The organism is Microbulbifer sp. JSM ZJ756 (genome assembly GCF_044383805.1).
Lineage (GTDB): Bacteria > Pseudomonadota > Gammaproteobacteria > Pseudomonadales > Cellvibrionaceae > Microbulbifer > Microbulbifer zhoushanensis.
On the sequence record NZ_JBISER010000013.1, the window covers coordinates 26,842 to 46,600 of the forward strand.

The window sequence follows — 19,759 nt, forward strand, 5'->3', positions numbered from 1 at the left end:
GTCGGAAAACAGGCAAGTATAATCTCTCCGGCACTTGTGCCAAAATCTGGCCTCAAATTAATCACCCTTACCTCCGGAACGGATATCCATGATTCCCGTGATTCTCTGCGGTGGCACTGGTTCGCGCCTGTGGCCACTCTCCCGTGAAGCCTACCCGAAACAGTTCCTGCCGCTGGCTGGCAGCGACACCATGTTGCAGGCTACCGCCATGCGCCTGGACGGTGTGGCCGGTGTGGCCGCACCAATCCTGGTCTGCAATGAGGAGCACCGCTTCGCCGCCGCCGAGCAGCTGCAGGAAGTCGGTCGCTCGGCGCAGTCGATTCTGCTGGAGCCCTGCGCGCGCAACACCGCGCCGGCCATTGCTCTGGCGGCGCTGGCGGCACTCGAGGATGCCGGGGAGGGCGAGGACCCGCTGTTGCTGGTGCTGCCGGCCGATCACGCAGTGGCGGATATCCCCGCCTTCGAGCGCGCGGCCGCCGGAGCGCGGGAACTGGCGGAGCGCGGTCACCTGGTCACTTTCGGCATCGTGCCCACCTGTGCCGAGACCGGTTACGGTTACATCCGTCGCGGCGAGGAGCTGGGGGAGGGCGCCTGGAAGGTGGCCGAGTTTGTCGAGAAACCGGATGCCGCGACCGCAGAGCGCTACCTGGACAGCGGCGACTACAGCTGGAACAGCGGCATGTTCCTGTTCCGCGCCTCACGCTACCTGGAGGAGCTGCGCGAATACCGGCCGGGTATCCTCGAGGCCTGCCGCGCGGCTTTCGCCGGTGCGGCGCGGGACCTGGATTTCACCCGGGTCGACGCGGCAGCTTTCGCCGCCTGCGAGAGCGAGTCGGTGGATTATGCAGTGATGGAACGTACCGAGTCTGCGGCAGTGGTGCCCATGGACGCCGGCTGGAGTGATGTGGGCTCCTGGTCTGCACTGTGGGAGCTGGCCGAGAAGGACGGTGACGATAACCTGCTGCACGGGGACGTACTGGCAGAGGACTCCAGTGGCTGCCTGGTGCGGGCGGACAACCGCCTGGTGGGCCTGCTGGGGGTGCGCGACCTGGTGGTGGTGGACACCGATGATGCGGTGTTGATCGCGGACAAGGGCCGGGTGCAGGAAGTCAAGAAGCTGGTGCGGCGGCTCGAGCAGTCCGGCCGTGGCGAGGCCCGCGCGCACCGCAAGGTCTACCGGCCCTGGGGTTACTACGACTCCATCGACGCCGGTCCCCGGTTCCAGGTCAAGCGCATCGTGGTCAAGCCGGGGCGGCAGCTGTCCCTGCAGATGCACCACCACCGTGCGGAGCACTGGATCGTGGTACGCGGCACCGCCCGTGTCACCCGTGGGGAGGAAGAGCTGCTGGTCACAGAAAATGAATCCACCTATATCCCCCTGGGCGTGACCCACCGGCTGGAAAACCCGGGTTCCATCCCGCTGGAGCTTATCGAGGTGCAGTCCGGCAGCTACCTGGGGGAAGACGATATCGTCCGCCTCGAAGACAAATACGGGCGTAGCTGACAACACGGCAGGCTCGACGGCACGGTTCCGGTTCCCAACCGGGGCCGCGCCGCTGTTACAATGCGCGCCCATTGAAGCTGTGCGCCCGGACCCCCGGATGAATCCCTCTGCCCATGAATGCCACTGAACGACGCGCCCTGATGGGGCTCGCCTCGCTTTACATATTCCGCATGCTCGGCCTGTTTATGGTGCTGCCGGTGCTGTCCGTGTACGGTGCCGACTACAGCCACAGCACGCCGTTCCTGCTGGGCATCGCCCTGGGGGCCTACGGGCTCAGCCAGGCCCTGCTGCAGGTACCGCTGGGCATCCTGTCGGATCGCTGGGGTCGCAAGCCGGTCATTTTCCTGGGGCTGGGGGTGTTTGCCCTGGGTAGCGTGGTGGCAGCCAATACCGACTCTGTTTACGGCCTGATCGCCGGCCGGGTGCTGCAGGGCTGCGGTGCCATTGCCGCCGCCACCATGGCGCTGATGGCAGACCTGACGCGGGACGAGAACCGCGGCAAGGCGATGGCGGCGATCGGCGCTGCGATTGGCATTTCCTTTATGCTCGCGGTCATGCTGGGCCCGGTACTGGCGGGGGCCGGCGGGCTGGCGGCGATTTTCTGGGTGACCGCCGTGCTGGCACTGCTGGGCATGCTGATGCTCTGGCGCCTGGTACCGACACCGGCAGCCGCCGCGCGGCCGGCGGTGAACCGTGCCGGCTTCCGGGAGCTGCTGGCCAGCGGCAATACCTGGCAGCTGGTCAGCGGGGTGTTCTTTTCCCATCTGCTGCTGACCGCCCTGTTTGTGCCGCTGCCACTGGTACTGGTGGAACAGCTGGGTGTGCCCGGCGCCGCGCACTGGAAAATATACGGGCCGCTGATGCTGGGCGCCTTCGTGGTGATGCTGCCCCTGATGCGCCTGGCGGAGCGCCGGGGCTGTGTCTCCCGGGCAATGGCGCTGGCCCTGCTGGGACTTGGGGGCGGCAGCGCCGCCCTGGTACTGCCGGTTGGCCCGGCGGGATTGCTGGCCCTGCTGGCGGTGTTCTTCATTGCCTTCAACCTGCTGGAGGCACTGTTGCCGGCCCAGCTGACCCGCACCGCCCCGGCCGAGTCCCGCGGCGCGGCCAGCGGCCTGTACGCGACTTTCCAGTTCCTGGGCGCATTTGCCGGCGGCAGCCTGGGCGGATACCTGTTCGGAGCCGGCGGGGCGCCCTCGGTTGCCGCGCTGGGTGGCGCGGTGCTGTTGGCCTGGGGGCTGCTGTGGTGGTTCCTGGAGGGGCGCCGGCAGCTGGCGCCCGGCTGAGCTGGGCACCCCGGCAGCGACTGTTGTATGCTGCTGGATAAAAATACACTGGTTGCAGGGGGCAACCTGCCGCTGGTGCCACGTTGGCGCCGGCGGGTGATAGGGACAGCCTGAGACTATTCAGACCATTTGATAATTGCCGCCCGGGGCGTACCGCGGGCGAAAGAGGAGAGGGCCATGGCCAAGGGTATTAACAAAGTCATCCTGATCGGCAATCTGGGCGCAGACCCGGAGACCCGCTATATGCCGAGCGGCGGTGCGGTAACCAACGTCAACCTGGCGACTTCCGAGACCTGGAAGGACAAACAGACCGGCCAGCAGCAGGAGCGCACCGAGTGGCACCGTGTGGTGTTCTTCAATCGCCTGGCGGAGATCGCCGGCGAGTACCTGCGCAAGGGCAGCAAGGTCTACATTGAGGGCTCACTGCGCACGCGCAAGTGGCAGGACAAGAACAGCGGCCAGGACCGCTACACCACCGAGATCGTTGCCAGCGAAATGCAGATGCTCGACAGCCGCGGCGGTGACCAGGGCGGCTACGGCCAGGGTATGGGTGGCCAGGGCATGGGTAACCAGGGCGGTTACGGCCAGCAGAACCAGGGTGGTTTCCAGCAGGGCGGCGACCCCTATGCACAGGGTAACCAGGGACGCTCTGCTCCCTCGCCCATGGCACCCTCGAACCAGCCGCCTTCCAATCAGCCGTCCCAGCAGCCGAACCAGGCGCCGGCCGGTGGTTTCGACAACAGCTTCGATGACGATATTCCCTTCTGATTCGCGGGTTCTGCGTGCCTGATTATCACACGGGTTACCAGCCGGATACCGTCGCCGTTATCGGTGCCGGCAACTACATCGATGCCCCGCTGCAGAAACGCCTGCAGCGGGTGGGCTTTCGCGTGCAGATGCTGGGGCCGGGTGAACTCGACCAGTTGCGCCCCGGCGCCCTGGTGATCAACGCTGCCTGCTGTGCCGGCAGTGAGTTCATGGACACGGCCCTGCAGGTCTGTCGTGAACTCGCCCGACGCGATGACTACAGCCACCTGGTGCATATCTCCTCTTACCGGGTTTTCGCCGGGGGTGCGCGCAAACGCTACGACGAGGACGATGAGCCCAATGCCGAGTCCGCCAGCGGCCGCCAGTGGCTGGCCTGCGAGCAGGCCCTGGCCGGTAGCGACAACCTCACGGTGCTGCGTTTCGGCTGGATGGTCGATCGCAGTGAAAATGCGCTGCTGGCGCGTGTGCTGCAAGCGCTGCTGGAGAACCGCACCATCGCCGTGGACGATGAGAGTCGCGGCAGCCCGGTGACGATCGCGGACCTGGTGCGGGTGGTGGTGGCGGTCGCCCAGCAGCTGGCCAGCGGCGCGCCGCGCTCCGGTGTCTACCACTATGGTGCTGCCGACAGTTGCACGGCGCTGGAATTCGCCCGCGAGGCGGTCGAGCGGGCCCAGTCGTTCCTCGACGAGGGCAGTGCGATCGAGCCGGAGCCCCTGGCGGAACCGGTGGGTAACCGCAGCGCGGTGCTCGCCTGCAGCAGCCTGCGGGACGTATTTGGTATCCAGCAGCGCAGCTGGAGGCAGGGACTTACCCGGCAGGTAGAGCTGTGGCTCGAAAGGCTCGGCAGCGGTCGCTGAGACACGGCGTGGCCACCCCCTTGCTTAAATCATGAAGGGGCGCGGCGGGGGCCGGCGGGTAGCCGGTTATCCATGGCACAAAAAAAGGGCGATCCATCCGGATCGCCCTTTTTATTTGCGCTGGCGGGCTCTCGCCCGCCCATCGCTCACACTTTGTCGAACACCAGGCTGGCGTTGGTACCACCAAAACCGAAGCTGTTGGACAGCACGCGGCGCAGTTCAGTCTTGCGCAGCTCGGTGACCAGGTCCATGCCCTCGGCCTGCTCATCACGGTTCTCCACGTTGGCGGAGGCGGTGATAAAGCCTTCCTGCATCATCAGCAGGCAGTAGATTGCCTCGTGCACACCGGCAGCGCCCAGGGAGTGACCGGTCAGGGACTTGGTGGAGGAGAAAGCCGGGGCCTGCTCGCCAAACACCTCGCGCATAGCGCGCAGCTCGGCCACGTCGCCCACCGGGGTCGAGGTGCCGTGGGTGTTGATGTAATCCACGCTGCCCTCCAGCCCATTGCCATCCATGCCGGCCAGGGCCTGTTGCATGCAGCGTACTGCGCCTTCACCGCTGGGGGCCACCATGTCGTAACCGTCTGAGGTGGCGCCATAGCCGGTCAGCTCAGCATAAATGGTGGCGCCGCGGGCCTTCGCGTGCTCCATCTCCTCCAGTACCAGGCAACCGCCGCCGCCGGCAATTACAAAACCGTCGCGGTCGGCGTCATAGGGGCGTGAGGCGCGCTCGGGGGTGTCGTTGTACTTGCTCGACAGGGCACCCATGGCATCGAACAGGTGCGTCAGGCTCCAGGCCAGTTCCTCGCCGCCGCCGGCAAAGACAATGTCCTGCTTGCCCATCTGGATAAGCTCGGCACCGTTGCCGATACAGTGTGCGCTGGTGGCACAGGCGGACGAGATGCTGTAATTCACGCCCTTGATCTTGAACGGCGTGGCCAGGCAGGCCGACACGGTGCTGCCCATTACCTGCGGCACCCGGAAGGCACCGACGCGGCGCACGCCTTTCTCCTTCAGGGTTTGCGCGGCATCGATAATGGCTGCGGTGGAGGTGCCGCCAGAGCCCATCACCAGGCCGGTGCGGGGGTTGGAGATATCGCTCTCCTCCAGGCCCGAGGTGCGGATGGCCTCCTGCATGGCGATATAGGCATAGGCCGCGGAGTCGCCCATGAAGCGCAGGTGCTTGCGGTCGATATGGTCCCTGAAATCGATCTCCACCGGGCCCGCAACCTGGCTGCGCAGCCCCAGTTCGCGATACTCCTCGTTGGCACGAATGCCGCTGCGGCCCGCTTTCAGTGAGGCGGACACGGACTCCAGGTCCGTGCCGATACAGGAAGTGATACCGAGTCCGGTGATGGCTACCCGTCGCATAAGTGGTCTCCAGTAAAGCTTTCCGGCAGTTTACGTTGTTATTGTGCCCGGAGTTTGGTTCCGGCCGGACTAAAAGTTGTCCGTACGGGTGAACAGGCCTACACGCAGGTCTTTGGCGGTGTAGATCTCGCGGCCGTCGACCGCTACCGAGCCGTCACCGATGCCCATTACCAGCTTGCGCTCTACCAGGCGGCTCAGCTGGATATGATAGGTGACCTTCTTGGCGGTGGGTAAGATCTGGCCGGTGAACTTCACCTCGCCGCAGCCCAGTGCACGGCCGCGGCCGGGATTGCCTTTCCAGGCCAGGAAGTAGCCGAGCAGCTGCCACATGGCGTCGAGGCCGAGGCAGCCTGGCATCACCGGGTCGCCGGGGAAGTGGCAGTCGAAAAACCACAGGTCCGGGTGGATGTCGAGCTCGGCAATCAGCTCGCCCTTGCCGTAGGCGCCGCCGTCCTTGGAGATATGGGTGATGCGGTCAAGCATCAGCATGTTGGGTGCAGGCAGCTGGGCGTTGCCCGGGCCAAACATCTCACCGCGCGAGCAGGCCAGCAATTCTTCACGGGAATAGCTGCTTTTCTGAACGAAATTACTCATTTTGTCCCCGTTTATTGGGTGTTCACGCCACAAAGACTGGGCGTTTTTGCAAGAGCGGGCATTCTAAAGTCTGGGGAAATGTTGTCCAGTCAGTCAGCGGCCTTTTTGTGACTGGCACGGGCCTTGCTGACTAAATCACAGGGTACAAACGCCGCAAATGCCCCGCTCAATAGTCGTACCTGTACCAGTTGGCGGCAGCGGCGGTGTGCGGGTGATCTGCTTCACAGTTCTGTGGTAACTTTCCAGTCCGCGCGGGCCCCGGGGCCCGCCATGAGAACAAGAAGTGCCAGAAAATGTTGGGGTCCAGATGCTGAAGAAATGTCTCTTTCCGGTAGCCGGTTACGGTACCCGCTTCCTGCCCGCCACCAAGGCAATGCCCAAGGAGATGCTGCCGCTGGTCAATAAACCGCTGGTGCAATACGGCGTGGAGGAGGCGATTGAGGCGGGCCTGACCGAGATCGGTTTCGTGACCGGCAGGGGCAAGCGGGCCATAGAGGATCACTTCGATACCAATTTCGAGCTTGAGTCCCAGATCGCCGGTACCGGCAAGGAGCGCTATCTGGACTCGGTGCGCAACGTCATTGACCGGGCCAGTTTCTCCTACACCCGCCAGGGTGAGATGCGCGGCCTCGGCGACGCTATCCTGCAGGGCGAGCGACTGATCGGCGATGCCGCCTTCGGTGTGGTGCTGGCCGATGACCTGTGCCTGAATGAGGAGCTGGGGGTGCTGGGCCAGATGGTGCAGCTCTACCAGCAGTTCCGCTGCAGCATCGTGGCAGTGGAAGAGGTGCCGCAGGACCAGATTCACAAGTTCGGTGTGATCGCCGGCAATGAGATCAAGCCCGGCCTGTACCAGGTCACCGATATGGTGGAAAAACCTGCCGCCGAGGATGCCCCAAGCAATATGGCCATTATTGGCCGCTATATCCTCACCCCGGATATCTTCGACCTCCTGCGCGAGACACCCCCGGGTAAAAATGGCGAGGTGCAGATTACCGACGCGCTACTGGCCCAGGCCCAGCGCGGTTGTGTGCTGGCCTACCGCTTCAGGGGGCGCCGTTTCGATTGTGGCTCCGTCGACGGGTTTGTCGAGGCCACCAACCACGTCTACCAGAATATCTACCTGCCCGGCCAGGCGGGCGGGAACTGAGAACAAAACAACCAATCAGCGTAACCAGGAAACACTGTTACCCATGACCGAACTGACCTGTTTCAAGGCCTATGACCTGCGGGGCCGCGTGCCCGACGAACTGAATGTGGATATTGCCTACCGGGTGGGCCGCGCCTTTGCGCAATTCCTTGACGCCCGGCGCGTGGTGGTCGGGCACGATATCCGGCTGACCAGTGGCGAGCTGACCGACGCCCTCGCCAATGGGCTGCGCGATGCCGGTGCGGACGTCTTCCATATTGGTGAGTGCGGTACTGAGGAAATCTATTTCGCGACCTTCCACGGGGATTTCGATGGCGGTATCTGTGTCACCGCCAGCCACAACCCGATGGATTACAACGGCATGAAGTTTGTGCGCTCGGGCAGCCGTCCCATCAGTGGCGATACCGGCCTGAAGGATATCAAGCGCCTGGCGGAAGAGAACGACTTCCCGCCGGTGGGCAAGCGTGGCGAGCTGCAGCCTTACGATCACCGTGCCGATTTCGTCAATCACCTGCTGGGCTATGTCGACACCGCTGAGCTGAAGCCGCTCAAGCTGGTGGTCAATGCCGGCAACGGCGGTGCCGGTGCTGTAGTGGATGCACTGGCGCCGCACCTGCCGCTTGAATTTGTACGTGTCCATCACGAGCCCGATGGGACTTTCCCCAATGGCATTCCCAACCCGATCCTGCCCGAGAACCGGGAGTCCACCTCCCGCGCGGTGAAGGAGAGTGGCGCTGATTTCGGTATTGCCTGGGATGGCGATTTCGACCGCTGTTTCTTCTTCGATGAGAACGGTGAGTTCATTGAGGGTTATTACGTAGTGGGCCTGCTGGCAGAGGCCTTCCTGCTCAAGGACGGCCGGACTGCTGCCGGTGGCGAGAAGACCAGGATCGTGCATGACCCGCGCCTGACCTGGAACACCGAAGATATCGTCGCTGCGGCCGGCGGCGAGCCGGTGCAGAGCAAGACCGGCCATGCGTTTATCAAGGAGCGCATGCGCAAGGAGGACGCCATCTACGGTGGCGAAATGAGCGCGCACCACTATTTCCGCGATTTCGCCTACTGCGACAGCGGCATGATCCCGTGGCTGCTGGTGGCCGAGCTGGTGAGCCGCAGCGGCAAGTCGCTGTCACAGCTGGTGGGCGAGCGCATGGCGGCCTTCCCCTGTTCCGGTGAAATCAACTCCAAGGTCGAGGACCCGGCGGCGCTGCTGGAAAAGGCCGAGGCGCAGTACGGGCCCGGCGCGGAGAGTGTGGAGCACGTGGACGGCCTGAGCGTGGCGTTTGCCGACTGGCGCTTCAACCTGCGCATGTCCAATACCGAGCCGGTGGTGCGCCTGAACGTCGAATCCCGTGGGGACGAGGCATTGATGAAGGAAAAGACCGCGGAGCTGCTGCAGCTGATCCGCGGTTGATCGGCATCCGGCAGTAGCGGTAGGGGCGAACCTTGTGTTCGCCCTTTCTGTTTGGGGTGTATTAAGGGCCTTTCTCCGCCCGCCCCTCGCCGATACCGGCCTGGTGCCGGGCTAACACTGGGTTCGCACCAGCGGGCCAGGTGTCAGACAGTGCGTTCCACGGCAAAGCTCGCGAGCTGCTGCAGCGCGGTTTTCTGCTCGCTTTCGGGAAGGATGGCCAGCTGGTCCCGCGCGTCATCCACCGCCGCCCGTGCACGCTCCATGGTGTAATCCAGCGCGCCGCACTCCTCGATGGCCGCGACGATTTCTCCCAGTTTGTCCGCGCTGCGTTGTTCGATGGCCCCGCGTACCAGCGCCGCCTGGGCTTCGGTGCCCCGGGCCATGGTGTAAATCAGGGGCAGGGTCGGCTTGCCCTCGGCCAGGTCGTCACCGACATTCTTGCCCAGCTCTTCGGCATCGCCGCGGTAATCCAGGGCGTCGTCCACCAGCTGGAAGGCCAGGCCCAGGTGGCGGCCGTACAGTTTCAGGGCCTTTCGCTCCTCCGGGGTGCAGCCGGCCAGCACCGCCGCCGTCTCGCAGGCGGCCTCGAACAGGGCCCCGGTTTTCTTGTGGATCACCGCCAGGTAGTTCTCCTCGCTGACCGCGGGATCGCCGGCATTGACCAGCTGCTGCACCTCGCCCTCGGCGATGGTGTTGGTGGTCTCCGACAGGATCGCCATGATGTCCATGTCTTCCAGGGCCACCATCATCTGGAAGGCGCGGGAGTAGAGGAAGTCGCCTACCAGTACCGCCGGCGCATTGCCCCACCTGGCATTGGCGGTCAGGCGGCCACGGCGCCGCTCCGAGGTGTCCACCACGTCGTCGTGCAACAGGGTGGCGGTGTGGATGAACTCGATGATGGTGGCCAGGTCGATATGCCGGTCGTCGCGATAGCCCGCGGCCCGGGCACACAGCAGCACCAGCAGCGGCCGCAGGCGCTTGCCCCCGGCTTCAACCAGGTAGTGGCCGATATTCTCCACCAGCGGGACATCGGAGTGCAGCTGGTCGAGGATACGCTGGTTGACGGCGGCGAAATCATCGGCGGCGACCCGGTGGAAAGGCAACATGCAAGGCTTCCTTATACTGCTTTATGGGAATGGCTGTTCAGCACATGGTTGCGCCGGCCGGTAAGGCCGGGAGGCCGCCAGCGGGCAAGAGGGCAGCTATTGTATCAATGTCGCGAATTGATTAGAATCTGCGCCCCGCTTTGGCTGGCTCCCGTGGCCGGCAGTGGGACCAAGGTTTATTCGGTATTGAATATACGGCGCAAGCTCCCGAAATGCGGCGTTGTGACTGTCCGGTTTCCGGCATCCCGACCGCTGCTTCGTGTCGTCCATCTCGGAGCATAAAGAGATATGTACGCAGTTTTTGAGAGCGGTGGTAAGCAGCACCGCGTAGAAGAGGGCGAAGTCCTTCGCCTGGAGAAGCTGGAAGTCGCCACCGGCGAATCCATCGATTTTGACAAGGTGCTGATGGTTGTCGACGGTGACAACGTGAACATCGGCGCTCCGCTGGTCAATGGCGCGAAAGTAACGGCTGAAGTGATCAACCACGCCCGTGGCGAGAAGGTCCGGATCATCAAATTCCGCCGTCGCAAGCACTCCATGACCCGTCAGGGCCACCGTCAGTGGTACACCGAAGTTAAAATCACTGGCATCAAGGCATAAGCAGAGGAGTAACGACTCATGGCACACAAGAAAGCTGGCGGTAGTACGCGCAATGGTCGCGATTCCGAAAGTAAACGCCTGGGCGTGAAGCGCTTTGGCGGTCAGTCTGTAGCGGCTGGCAACATCATCGTGCGTCAGCGCGGCACCAAGTTCCACGCTGGCGTCAACGTTGGCATGGGCAAGGACCACACCCTGTTCGCGACCGCGGACGGCGTTGTGAAGTTCGAGGTGAAGGGCCCCAGCAACCGCAAGTACGTTTCCATCGAAACTGCTTAATCCGGTTGCCTGACCCGATCCGAAAGCCCCGCCCCCGAGCGGGGCTTTTTCGTTGTGCGGCGTGGCCGCGAGACCCCACTGCGCAGGTTAAACTGCGTTAGAGAACAGCAACCGCTGCGGCGGTGGAGAGATCATGAAATTTGTCGATGAGGCGCCCATCTACGTCAAGGCAGGCAACGGTGGCAACGGCTGCCTGAGCTTTCGCCGGGAGAAGTTCGTCGAGAAGGGCGGTCCGGACGGCGGTGACGGTGGAGACGGCGGCTCTGTCTACCTGGAGGCGGACGAGTCCCTCAATACCCTGGTGGATTACCGTTACCAGCCACGCTATAGCGCCGGCAGCGGTGAGCAGGGGCGCGGCCGCAACTGTACCGGTGCCAAGGGCGAGGACCTGGTGCTCAAGGTGCCGGTAGGGACAACCATCATCGATACCGAGACCGGCGAGACCCTCGGCGACATGACCGCAGCCGGTGAGCGCCTGCTGGTGGCCCAGGGCGGTTTTCACGGCCTGGGCAATACCCGTTTCAAGTCCAGCACCAACCGGGCGCCGCGCCAGACCACCAAGGGGACACCTGGCGAGGAGCGCCAGCTCAAGCTGGAGCTGAAAGTGTTGGCGGACGTGGGCATGCTGGGCCTGCCCAATGCCGGCAAGTCGACCTTTATCCGCGCGGTGTCTGCCGCCAAGCCCAAGGTGGCCAACTACCCGTTTACCACCCTGGTGCCCAACCTGGGCGTGGTCAAGGTGGAGAGGCATCGCAGCTTCGTGATTGCCGATATCCCCGGCCTGATCGAGGGGGCGGCAGAAGGGGCCGGCCTGGGTATCCGCTTCCTCAAGCATCTGACCCGTTGCCGGGTCCTGCTGCACCTGGTGGACCTGGCGCCGTTCGACGGCAGCGACCCGGTGGAAAATGCCCTGGCAATCGAGCGCGAGCTGGAATCCTTCAGCCCTACCCTGGCTGCCCGGGAGCGCTGGCTGGTCCTGAACAAGACCGACCTGGTGCCCGCCGACGAGCTCGACCAGCGCTGCGACGATATCGTGCAGGCGCTGGGCTGGCAGGGTCCGGTATTCCGTGTGGCGGCCATCCGTGGTGAGGGTACCGATGCCCTGGCGGGGCGCCTGATGGACTACCTGGATGAGCGTCGTGCCATGGAAGAGGCAGATCCGGAGCTGGCCGGGGCCGAGCTGGAAGCCCAGCGGCAGATGCAGCGCGAGGCGCGGGAGCGTATCCAGGAAGTGCGCGAGGCGCAGCGTGCGGGTCGCCACGCCGAGAAGGACGACGACGATGATGACGACTGGGACGACGATGACCACGACGTCGAGATAGAATACCGCCAATAACCACAGGGGCCGGTCGCACCGGCCACCATGTATGCTGCCGGGAGCCTGGCTCGCCCGGCATGTCCCGGCCCGAGGGGGCCGCTCCTGGGGAGGGATCTACGTGCAAGCTCGGCAACAGCTCGCCGCCGGCCGGCGCTGGGTAATCAAGATCGGCAGTGCCCTGCTGACCGACAACGGTCGCGGGGTCAATCGTGTCGCCATCGCCAACTGGGTCGCCCAGATCGCCGGCCTGCGTGCCGCTGGTATCGAGGTGCTGCTGGTATCCTCCGGGGCCGTGGCCGCGGGGATGGATCGCCTCGGCTGGCGTCGGCGCCCGGAATCGATCCACCAGTTGCAGGCCGCGGCCGCGGTGGGACAGAGCCACCTGGTGCAGGTGTACGAACACGCCTTCGGCCAGTTCGACTGCCGCACCGCACAGATCCTGCTGGACCACGACGACCTCTCCAACCGCACCCGCTACCTCAATGCGCGCAGTACCCTGCGTACCCTGCTGTCCCTGGGGGCGGTGCCTATCATCAATGAAAACGACACGGTGGTTACCGACGAGATTCGCTTTGGTGACAACGACACCCTGGCGGCGCTGGTGGCGAACCTGGTGGAGGCCGATACGCTGCTGATCCTCACCGATGCCGATGGCCTGTTTACCCAGGACCCACGCGACAATCCCGATGCGGAGCTGATCCGCGAGGCGTCCGCGGCCGACCCGTCCCTGGTGGCCATGGCCGGCGGCTCGCGCAGTGGGCTGGGGCGTGGCGGCATGAGCACCAAGGTGCGCGCGGCGCAGCTGGCGGCCCGTTCCGGTGCCGCCACGGTGATCGCCGGCGGGGCGATGGAGGATGTGATCCGGCGGGTCTGCGCCGGCGAGCAGCTGGGCACCTTGCTGCTACCCGAGGCGGACCCGATGACGGCCCGCAAGCGCTGGCTGGCCGGCCAGCTACAGGTGCGCGGCAGCCTGGTCCTGGACGAGGGTGCTGCGCGGGCGCTGCGGGAGCAGGGCAAGAGCCTGCTGGCCGTGGGGGTGACTGGTGTGGAGGGGCGTTTCCATCGCGGTGAACTGGTTGCCTGCCGCAATGCCGGGGGTGAGGAGATTGCCCGCGGCCTGGTGAATTACGACAGCGCCGAGGCGGCGCGTATCGTCGGCCAGCCATCGGAACGCTTCGCAGAGTTACTCGGTTACCGTGACGACGACGAGCTGATTCACCGGGACAACCTGATACTGCTCTAGCCTGCGCGCTTGCGGCCTTGTGCGGCCGGAGAGCCGACGGGTAGATACAAAAAAGCCCCGCCAGGGCGGGGCTTTTTGATGCTCGCGAAACGCGGGATCAGGCGGCCAGGGCCTTGATCTGGGCGTTCAGGCGGCTCTTGTGACGGGCGGCCTTATTCTTGTGAATAATGCCCTTGTCCGCCATGCGGTCGATGACCGGCACCGCTTCCGCGTAAGCAGTCTTGGCTTTTTCTGCATCACCTGCATCGATGGCCGCAACTACCTTCTTGATGTAGGTGCGCACCATGGAGCGCAGGCTGGCGTTGTGGTTGCGGCGCTTGTCGTTCTGGCGCGCGCGTTTCTTCGCTTGAGGTGAATTGGCCACCGGTTGCTCCTGTTGGAAATCTCAATAAATCTGTAACTAACGGGCCGGGGCCCGATCGGGACGCGACATTATCGCCACGGCTGGTTGTTTGTCAACCACCATGGCACTCCCGCCTTCACGAATCCCGGCGGGGCAGGTGCAGGGTGAAGATGACACCGCTACAGTCCCCGCGGTCAGCCGCCTCCAGCCGTCCGCCGTGAAAGTCGGCAATCAGCCGCGCGATATGCAGCCCCAGCCCCAGGTGCCCGGCGCGGCTGCCGTCGTCGCGGACCGAGACCAGTGAATCGAACAGCTTGTGGGCGAAGCCCGGCGGCAGCAGGGGGCCGTCGTTACTCACCGAAATACGGTAGGCGTCGGCATCCCGCTCCAGCTGCAGCAGGATTTCACTGCCTTCCGGGGCAAAGCTGGTGGCGTTGTCCACCAGCTTGTCGAGCAGCTGGGCCAGCAGCTCCGGTGCGCCGTAGCAGCGCTGGGCGCCCGCGGGGCAGGCGAGGCGGAAGCGGTGCCCGGGATGGGCATCGCGATAGCTGTCGGTGAGTACCTGCAGCAGGTCGTCTAGCTCGAACTCCTCCCGATTGCGCTCGGCGGGTTCGCGCTCCGCCTGGCGGATGCTCGCCTCCAGGTGGCTGGCCGCCGACAGGCTGTTGAGGATGCCCGACAGCCGGCCGCTGCCTTCCAGCGCGCGCTCGGCGTAGCGCCGGCTATCCTCGTCCAGCTCGCCGGCGCTGAGGTTGTCCAGGGAGCCCCGCACCACCGCCAGCGGTGTGCGCAGCTCGTGGGAGAGCTTGCTGGCCAGGGAGCGCAGGTACTGGTGGTACTGGTCGAGCTCCTGCAGCAGGCTGGCAAAGGCGCGGTTCAGGGCGCCCAGCTCGTCGTTCATGCGCGCCCGCGGGAAGTCGCCGCGCAGGCGGCCGCTGGCATCCACGGCATTGCGGGCCGCCCGGTGCAGGCGCCGGATGCGCCAGGACAGCCAGCTGGCATAGCCGAGTAGTAACAGCAGGGCGCTGCCGGCAGCGATGCAGGACACCAGCCACAGCTGGTAGGCGGCGGACTGGGTCAGGGACTGCAGGGCGTGGCCGGACTGCAGGGCGATGACTCGCCCCAGGAGTGGTCGCTCGACGATATTGTCGGCACGGGTGATCACCGGCACACCGGCGGCGCCGATGCGGGTTTCCCGGGGCCCCTGGTACCACTGTTCCGCCCTGTCGCGTCCGCGGGCCAGCTCCCCCGGGAGGCTTCCCCCCGGCATTGCCGGCAGTGCGGTGCGCGACAGCAACTGGCGGTAGAGCCAGTTGCGCAGCCAGTGCTGCTGCTCGAGTTCCCCGCCGCCGGCCCGTTCGCCCACCGCGGCGAGCCGGTATCCCTCGCTGTCCACCACCACCAGCTGCAGCTGTGGCCGGGCAAAGTGTTCGAGCTCGGCCTGCAGGTCCGGCAGTGGCTGTACCAGCCTGCCGGGCCGCCCGTCTGCGGGCAGGGTACTGGCGCGCTTCTGTGGGGTGGCGCCGTCGCTGGCAGCGCGGTCACTGATAGCCAGGGCAAATTCCCCGTCGGTGAGGGAATAGGGCAGGGCCAGTTCCAGCTGGTAGCCGTCCGCAGAGGCGGTCCAGCGGCCGCGCAGGCGCAGCTCGCGCTCACGCGTGCCGCGGCGCAGGTTGCGCCACAGGGCGGTGGCGCTGCCCTGGCTGGCGACCGGGAGGGTGTAGTGCCGGCCGCCGGTGTATATCTCCACCGCATCGCCGCTGGCGAGCAGGCCCGTCCGCGGGTCCTGGTAGGCGGGCGTGTCGTCGGCGACTGTGAGCAGCAGGTAAATGTAAGCATCGTGACGCCCCATGGTCACCCGGGCCAGGGGGGATCCGTCGCCGGCGTGCAGCTGGCGCGGCGGCAGCTGCCAGGAGCGCCACTCGTCACCGTAGCCGTCCAGCAGCGGCGGCTGCGGCAGCGGGTGCAGGTAGAACTGCGCCCCGGGCGGGCGCCCGGGGCGCTCGGGGTCCGGTGCGATCAGCTGCGGTGCGCTGGCCAGGCGCGCCGCCACGGCGCTGGCGGTGGCTTCCAGGGCCTGCATCTGGCCCTGGGCCAGGGCGCTGTCCACCTGGCGCAGATACTGGCAGCCGGCCCAGGGCAGGGCCAGGGCGAACAGGCTGACCAGCAGCAGTTGGCGGCGCAGTTTCACTGTCCCGGCTCCATTGGTTCTCTACTCATCGGGCCTGCCGCAGCTCACGCCTGCCAGCGATAGCCCATGCCGTAGGCGGTGGTAATGGCATCGAAGGCCGGATCCAGGGCCTGGAACTTGCGCCGGATCCGCTTGACGTGCGATGTGATGGTGTTGTCGTCGAGCACCACCCGTGCCGCTTCCATCAGCTGCCCGCGGGATTTCACGTGCCCGGGGCGCTTGGCCAGGGCATGCACGATCCAGAATTCGGTCACGGTGAGTTCGACCGGTTGCCCCTGCCACTGGCACTGCAGGCGCGACACGTCGAGGGACAGGTTCCCCTGCTCGAGCCGCTCGCCATCCTCGGAGCGGTCACGCAGGACACTGACCCGGCGCAGCAGCGCGTTGATGCGGGCCTGCATATGGGGCAGGGAAATGTCCTTGGTCAGGTAATCATCGGCACCCAGGCGCAGGCCGGAGATGATATCCAGCTCCGAATCGCGGGCAGTGAGGAACAGTATCGGCAGGGTCGGGGCCATGGCCCGCAGTTCCCGGCACAGCTCGAAGCCACCCTCCACCTCTGCGCCCAGCCCGACGTCGATCACGGCCAGGTCGGGCAATCGCTGGCGGAATGCCTCCAGGGCCTCGGCACGGGCCTCGTACAGGTTGACGGCATAGCCGCTGCGGCGCAGGGCATCGCGATAGTTCTCGGCGATTGCGCGCTCGTCTTCGACAATGGCGATAGTGGCGGTCATGGGATTTCCAGCTGTTCTGTTTCCGCTCGGTGGCCGTTGATCATGCCGCAAAGCGGCGCCCATGCCAAAAAAGCGGGCCGTGGGCCCGCGAAGGTATGGAGAGGTGATGGATTTCGGTGCGGAGTGTGCTTTCCGCAGGCGACGCAGTTAAACCGGGCCGCCTGCGGGGGCTGGTCAGAAGTTGCCGGCCACTGAGTCCGGCAGGTCAAAGAAGATATCGACGCGGCGCTCCATGGCGTAGGCGTCGGCATCGCCCCGGGGCGCCCGGGAATAGGTGGAGCCCATAGCGCGGCGGCTGATGCGGGCGGGGTCGATGCCCTGGCCTTCCAGAGCGCGCTGTACACTCAGGGCGCGCTGGTCGGACAATACATTGTTGTAGCCATCGGTGCCGCGGGGGTCGGCGCGGCCTTCCAGGCGCACCTGTAAATCGGGATGGCGACGCAGGAAGTCGGCGAGGGCCGCCACCTGGGCCAGCTGGGCATCTTCCAGCCGGTCCTCGCCGGTGGTGAACAGCAGCTGGAACTGCAGTGAGTCCGCCGCGAGTTTGTTGGCGTCATTTGCCGACAGTCGCGCCGCGTCCAGTTCCTGTGCCAGGTCGCCCAGCTTGACGCGGCTCGCGTTCAGTTGTGTTGCCAGCATATCCGCCTCTTCTGCTTGTTTGATCTGCTCGCCCAGCCAGGCGCCACCCAGCGCACCGGCAATAAAGCCTACCGGCCCGCCGACCGCGGCACCGGCGATGGCAGCGCCGGTAAAGGCCGTAGCCTGTTTGGCCGGGGTCAGTCGGGATCCCTCGGTCTGCTGTCCGTGGTCCTGCGCCTGGGTGCCGGTCGCGATCAGTGAGCCCAGGGTTACAGCCATGATTGCCTTTTTCATTGTCCTTTCTCCTTGCGGTGGTTGCAGTCTTGTCTCTAGGTGGGCCCTGGAACTGTTTCCGGCCCGGTCGAGACTTATTGAACAACCGCAAGGCGGCGCCGCCATGGCACTCATGTGGCCATTACCGGCGCAATCGTGGCGAATTATGGCAGTGTGCCGGGTTCAGCGATGCAGGCGGCGGTAGCGACGGTCCCGCGGCGCCTCTATGCGAACACGCACACGGGGAGGGCGGGGCCCCAGCACTACTGCGACATACAGCAAAACTGCCAGCGCAAGAGCAATAATCAAGGCATTCAATGTCATCCATCACCTCCTCGCGCCGACACTCCCCTGCAGCGCGCCACAATCTCACTTCGAGTATAGTTTGCCGTCACGGGACGGGTAGGAACAGATCCTCAATTCGGCGCGCATCTGCGCAGCGCGAATTGCGGTAGACTTGCCGGCCACGACCCCCAGCGACTTCACCCAGCCCAGCAGGAGCCCAGTTTTGTCCCAGCCGACTGCCGACAGCCAGCCTCCCAAGTCCGGTGCCGCCCGCCTGCTGCGGGGCAGCAGTGTGGTGGGCGGCGCGACTATGCTGTCGCGTGTCATGGGGCTCGCGCGGGACATGGTGCTGGCACGTTTTGCCGGCGCCGGCGATGCCGCCGATGCGTTTTTCGTCGCTTTCAAGATACCCAACTTTTTTCGCCGCCTGTTTGCCGAGGGTGCTTTTGCCCAGGCATTCGTGCCGGTGCTGGCAGAGTACCGCCAGAATGGCGGCATGGCCGCCGCCCGGGAGCTGAATGACCGGGTGGCCGGTGCGCTGGGCGGGGCGCTGTTGCTGGTGACCCTGTTCGGGGTGCTCTGCGCCCCCCTGATCACCGGCATTTTTGCCTTCGGCTGGTGGTGGGATGGCAGTGAACGGGAAAAGTTCTCCCTGGCCGCGGATATGCTGCGGATCACCTTCCCCTACCTGATGCTGATTTCCCTGACCGGCTTCGCGGGCTCGATCCTCAACAGTTTCGACCGGTTTGCGGTGCCGGCGCTGACGCCAGTGCTGTTGAACGTGATGTTGATCGCCGCGGCCACGGTGGCCAGCGGCTGGTTCGACCCGCCGATCATGGCGCTGGCCTGGGGGGTGCTGGCAGCGGGAGTGGTGCAGTTGCTGTTCCAGCTGCCCTTCCTGATGCACCGGGGCCTGCTGCCGCGGCCCCGCTGGGACTGGAGTTACCCCGGGGTGCGTAAGATCCTGCGCCTGATGGCGCCGGCCCTGTTCGGCGTGTCGGTGACCCAGATCAGCCTGGTGCTGGATACGGTGCTCGCGTCCTTCCTGCCGTCGGGCAGTGTTTCCTGGCTGTATTTCTCCGACCGCCTGACCGAGCTGCCACTGGGGGTGTTCGGGGTGGCCGTGGGCACCGTTATCCTGCCCAGCCTGTCGCGGCATCACGCCGGCGGCGATCCGCGACTTTTTCGCCACACCCTCGACTGGGCCCTGCGCAGCGTTACCCTTATCTCGTTCCCCGCCGCCGTGGCGCTGGTGATCCTGGCGGAGCCACTGCTGACCACCCTGTTCCAGTACGGGCGGATGGAGCCGCGCGATATGGAAATGGCGGCCTGGTCGCTGCGTGCCTACGCCCTGGGGCTGGTGTCGTTCATGCTGATCAAGGTGCTGGCGCCGGGTTACTTTGCCCGCCAGGATACCTATACCCCGGTGCGCTTCGGGCTGATTGCCATCTCCGCCAAGATGCTGCTCAGCCTCGCGTTTGTGGTTCCGCTGCACCACTACTTCCAGCTCGGGCATATGGGCCTGGCGCTGGCTACCGCGGCGCAAGCGGCGATCAACGCCTGGCTGCTCTACCGCGGCCTGCGTCGCGATGACATCTATCGTCCCGAGCCCGGCTGGGGTGGCTACCTGGTGCGCCTGTTGCTGGCCAACCTGGCCATGGCAGCGCTACTGGTGGCGGCGCTGTTCCTCTGGCCCCACTGGGGTGACTGGAGCTGGTGGCAGCGGGGCTGGCGCATGGCGGCCCTGGTGTCCGCCGGGGCTGGTACCTACGGCCTGGTGTTGTTGTTTGCCGGCCTGCGGCCGCGGCATTTCCGCGCCGTCAGCGACTGAACCCGGGCCCGCCCAGGGGGGGCGGGCCCACTGACCGGGT

19 protein-coding genes are annotated in these 19,759 nt (G+C 65.4%); 11 read left to right on the forward strand and 8 right to left on the reverse strand.

Going from position 1 to position 19,759, the window contains the following annotated elements; all coding sequences use genetic code 11:
* Positions 1 to 88: 88 nt before the first annotated feature.
* The 4 genes from ACH6CX_RS17330 to ACH6CX_RS17345 all read left to right on the forward strand — a co-directional run bounded on the left by ACH6CX_RS17330 (position 89) and on the right by ACH6CX_RS17345 (position 4,412).
* The gene (locus ACH6CX_RS17330; RefSeq protein WP_232940919.1) at positions 89 to 1,504 is read left to right on the forward strand and encodes a mannose-1-phosphate guanylyltransferase/mannose-6-phosphate isomerase; all 1,416 of its coding nucleotides are present in this window, start codon (positions 89 to 91) and stop codon (positions 1,502 to 1,504) included.
* A gap of 113 nt (positions 1,505 to 1,617) precedes the next feature.
* On the forward strand, positions 1,618 to 2,787 hold the full coding sequence (locus ACH6CX_RS17335; RefSeq protein WP_232940920.1) for an MFS transporter: 1,170 nt from the start codon (positions 1,618 to 1,620) through the stop codon (positions 2,785 to 2,787).
* A gap of 177 nt (positions 2,788 to 2,964) precedes the next feature.
* Positions 2,965 to 3,555, forward strand: a complete 591-nt coding sequence (gene ssb / locus ACH6CX_RS17340) for a single-stranded DNA-binding protein (RefSeq protein ID WP_232940921.1) — start codon at positions 2,965 to 2,967, stop codon at positions 3,553 to 3,555.
* Between the two features lie 14 nt (positions 3,556 to 3,569).
* On the forward strand, positions 3,570 to 4,412 hold the full coding sequence (locus ACH6CX_RS17345) for a sugar nucleotide-binding protein (RefSeq protein ID WP_232940922.1): 843 nt from the start codon (positions 3,570 to 3,572) through the stop codon (positions 4,410 to 4,412).
* Between the two features lie 146 nt (positions 4,413 to 4,558).
* On the opposite strand, the gene fabB is transcribed toward ACH6CX_RS17345, so the two are convergent.
* Positions 4,559 to 5,782, reverse strand: a complete 1,224-nt coding sequence (fabB, locus tag ACH6CX_RS17350; RefSeq protein WP_232940923.1) for a beta-ketoacyl-ACP synthase I — start codon at positions 5,780 to 5,782, stop codon at positions 4,559 to 4,561.
* 69 nt (positions 5,783 to 5,851) lie between these two features.
* The gene (gene fabA / locus ACH6CX_RS17355) at positions 5,852 to 6,376 is read right to left on the reverse strand and encodes a 3-hydroxyacyl-[acyl-carrier-protein] dehydratase FabA (protein WP_232940924.1); all 525 of its coding nucleotides are present in this window, start codon (positions 6,374 to 6,376) and stop codon (positions 5,852 to 5,854) included.
* Positions 6,377 to 6,683: 307 nt separating this feature from the next.
* Here fabA and galU point away from each other — a divergent pair, with 307 nt between their 5' ends.
* Positions 6,684 to 7,526: a UTP--glucose-1-phosphate uridylyltransferase GalU gene (gene galU / locus ACH6CX_RS17360; RefSeq protein WP_232940925.1), complete on the forward strand. Its 843-nt coding sequence runs from the start codon at positions 6,684 to 6,686 to the stop codon at positions 7,524 to 7,526.
* Positions 7,527 to 7,569: 43 nt separating this feature from the next.
* Positions 7,570 to 8,940, forward strand: coding sequence for a phosphomannomutase (locus ACH6CX_RS17365; protein WP_232940926.1), 1,371 nt, complete (start codon positions 7,570 to 7,572; stop codon positions 8,938 to 8,940).
* 143 nt (positions 8,941 to 9,083) lie between these two features.
* Here the strand turns inward: ACH6CX_RS17365 and ispB are convergent, their stop codons facing one another.
* A complete protein-coding gene (gene ispB / locus ACH6CX_RS17370; RefSeq protein ID WP_396676056.1) occupies positions 9,084 to 10,046 on the reverse strand; it encodes an octaprenyl diphosphate synthase in 963 nt (320 codons plus the stop codon).
* Between the two features lie 288 nt (positions 10,047 to 10,334).
* Here ispB and rplU point away from each other — a divergent pair, with 288 nt between their 5' ends.
* From rplU to proB, 4 genes are all read left to right on the forward strand, one after another.
* Positions 10,335 to 10,646: a 50S ribosomal protein L21 gene (rplU, locus tag ACH6CX_RS17375; RefSeq protein ID WP_232940928.1), complete on the forward strand. Its 312-nt coding sequence runs from the start codon at positions 10,335 to 10,337 to the stop codon at positions 10,644 to 10,646.
* 18 nt (positions 10,647 to 10,664) lie between these two features.
* Positions 10,665 to 10,922 (forward strand): 50S ribosomal protein L27, encoded by a 258-nt coding sequence (gene rpmA, locus ACH6CX_RS17380; RefSeq protein ID WP_232940929.1) that lies wholly within the window; start codon positions 10,665 to 10,667, stop codon positions 10,920 to 10,922.
* A 133-nt stretch (positions 10,923 to 11,055) separates the two neighbouring features.
* The gene (gene cgtA, locus ACH6CX_RS17385) at positions 11,056 to 12,258 is read left to right on the forward strand and encodes an Obg family GTPase CgtA (protein ID WP_396676059.1); all 1,203 of its coding nucleotides are present in this window, start codon (positions 11,056 to 11,058) and stop codon (positions 12,256 to 12,258) included.
* A gap of 100 nt (positions 12,259 to 12,358) precedes the next feature.
* On the forward strand, positions 12,359 to 13,483 hold the full coding sequence (proB, locus tag ACH6CX_RS17390) for a glutamate 5-kinase (protein ID WP_237064398.1): 1,125 nt from the start codon (positions 12,359 to 12,361) through the stop codon (positions 13,481 to 13,483).
* A 97-nt stretch (positions 13,484 to 13,580) separates the two neighbouring features.
* Here the strand turns inward: proB and rpsT are convergent, their stop codons facing one another.
* The 5 genes from rpsT to ACH6CX_RS17415 form a co-directional block, all read right to left on the reverse strand.
* Positions 13,581 to 13,847, reverse strand: a complete 267-nt coding sequence (gene rpsT, locus ACH6CX_RS17395; protein ID WP_091517007.1) for a 30S ribosomal protein S20 — start codon at positions 13,845 to 13,847, stop codon at positions 13,581 to 13,583.
* Between the two features lie 115 nt (positions 13,848 to 13,962).
* Positions 13,963 to 16,017, reverse strand: coding sequence for an ATP-binding protein (locus ACH6CX_RS17400; RefSeq protein WP_237064397.1), 2,055 nt, complete (start codon positions 16,015 to 16,017; stop codon positions 13,963 to 13,965).
* A 44-nt stretch (positions 16,018 to 16,061) separates the two neighbouring features.
* On the reverse strand, positions 16,062 to 16,751 hold the full coding sequence (gene pdsR, locus ACH6CX_RS17405; RefSeq protein ID WP_232940933.1) for a proteobacterial dedicated sortase system response regulator: 690 nt from the start codon (positions 16,749 to 16,751) through the stop codon (positions 16,062 to 16,064).
* Between the two features lie 174 nt (positions 16,752 to 16,925).
* Positions 16,926 to 17,624, reverse strand: a complete 699-nt coding sequence (locus tag ACH6CX_RS17410) for an OmpA family protein (protein WP_232940934.1) — start codon at positions 17,622 to 17,624, stop codon at positions 16,926 to 16,928.
* Between the two features lie 162 nt (positions 17,625 to 17,786).
* Complete coding sequence (locus ACH6CX_RS17415) at positions 17,787 to 17,927, reverse strand: hypothetical protein (RefSeq protein WP_396676062.1); 141 nt, start codon at positions 17,925 to 17,927, stop codon at positions 17,787 to 17,789.
* 184 nt (positions 17,928 to 18,111) lie between these two features.
* On the opposite strand from ACH6CX_RS17415, the gene murJ reads away from it, so the two are divergent.
* Positions 18,112 to 19,719, forward strand: coding sequence for a murein biosynthesis integral membrane protein MurJ (gene murJ, locus ACH6CX_RS17420; protein WP_255701139.1), 1,608 nt, complete (start codon positions 18,112 to 18,114; stop codon positions 19,717 to 19,719).
* Positions 19,720 to 19,759: the final 40 nt, after the last annotated feature.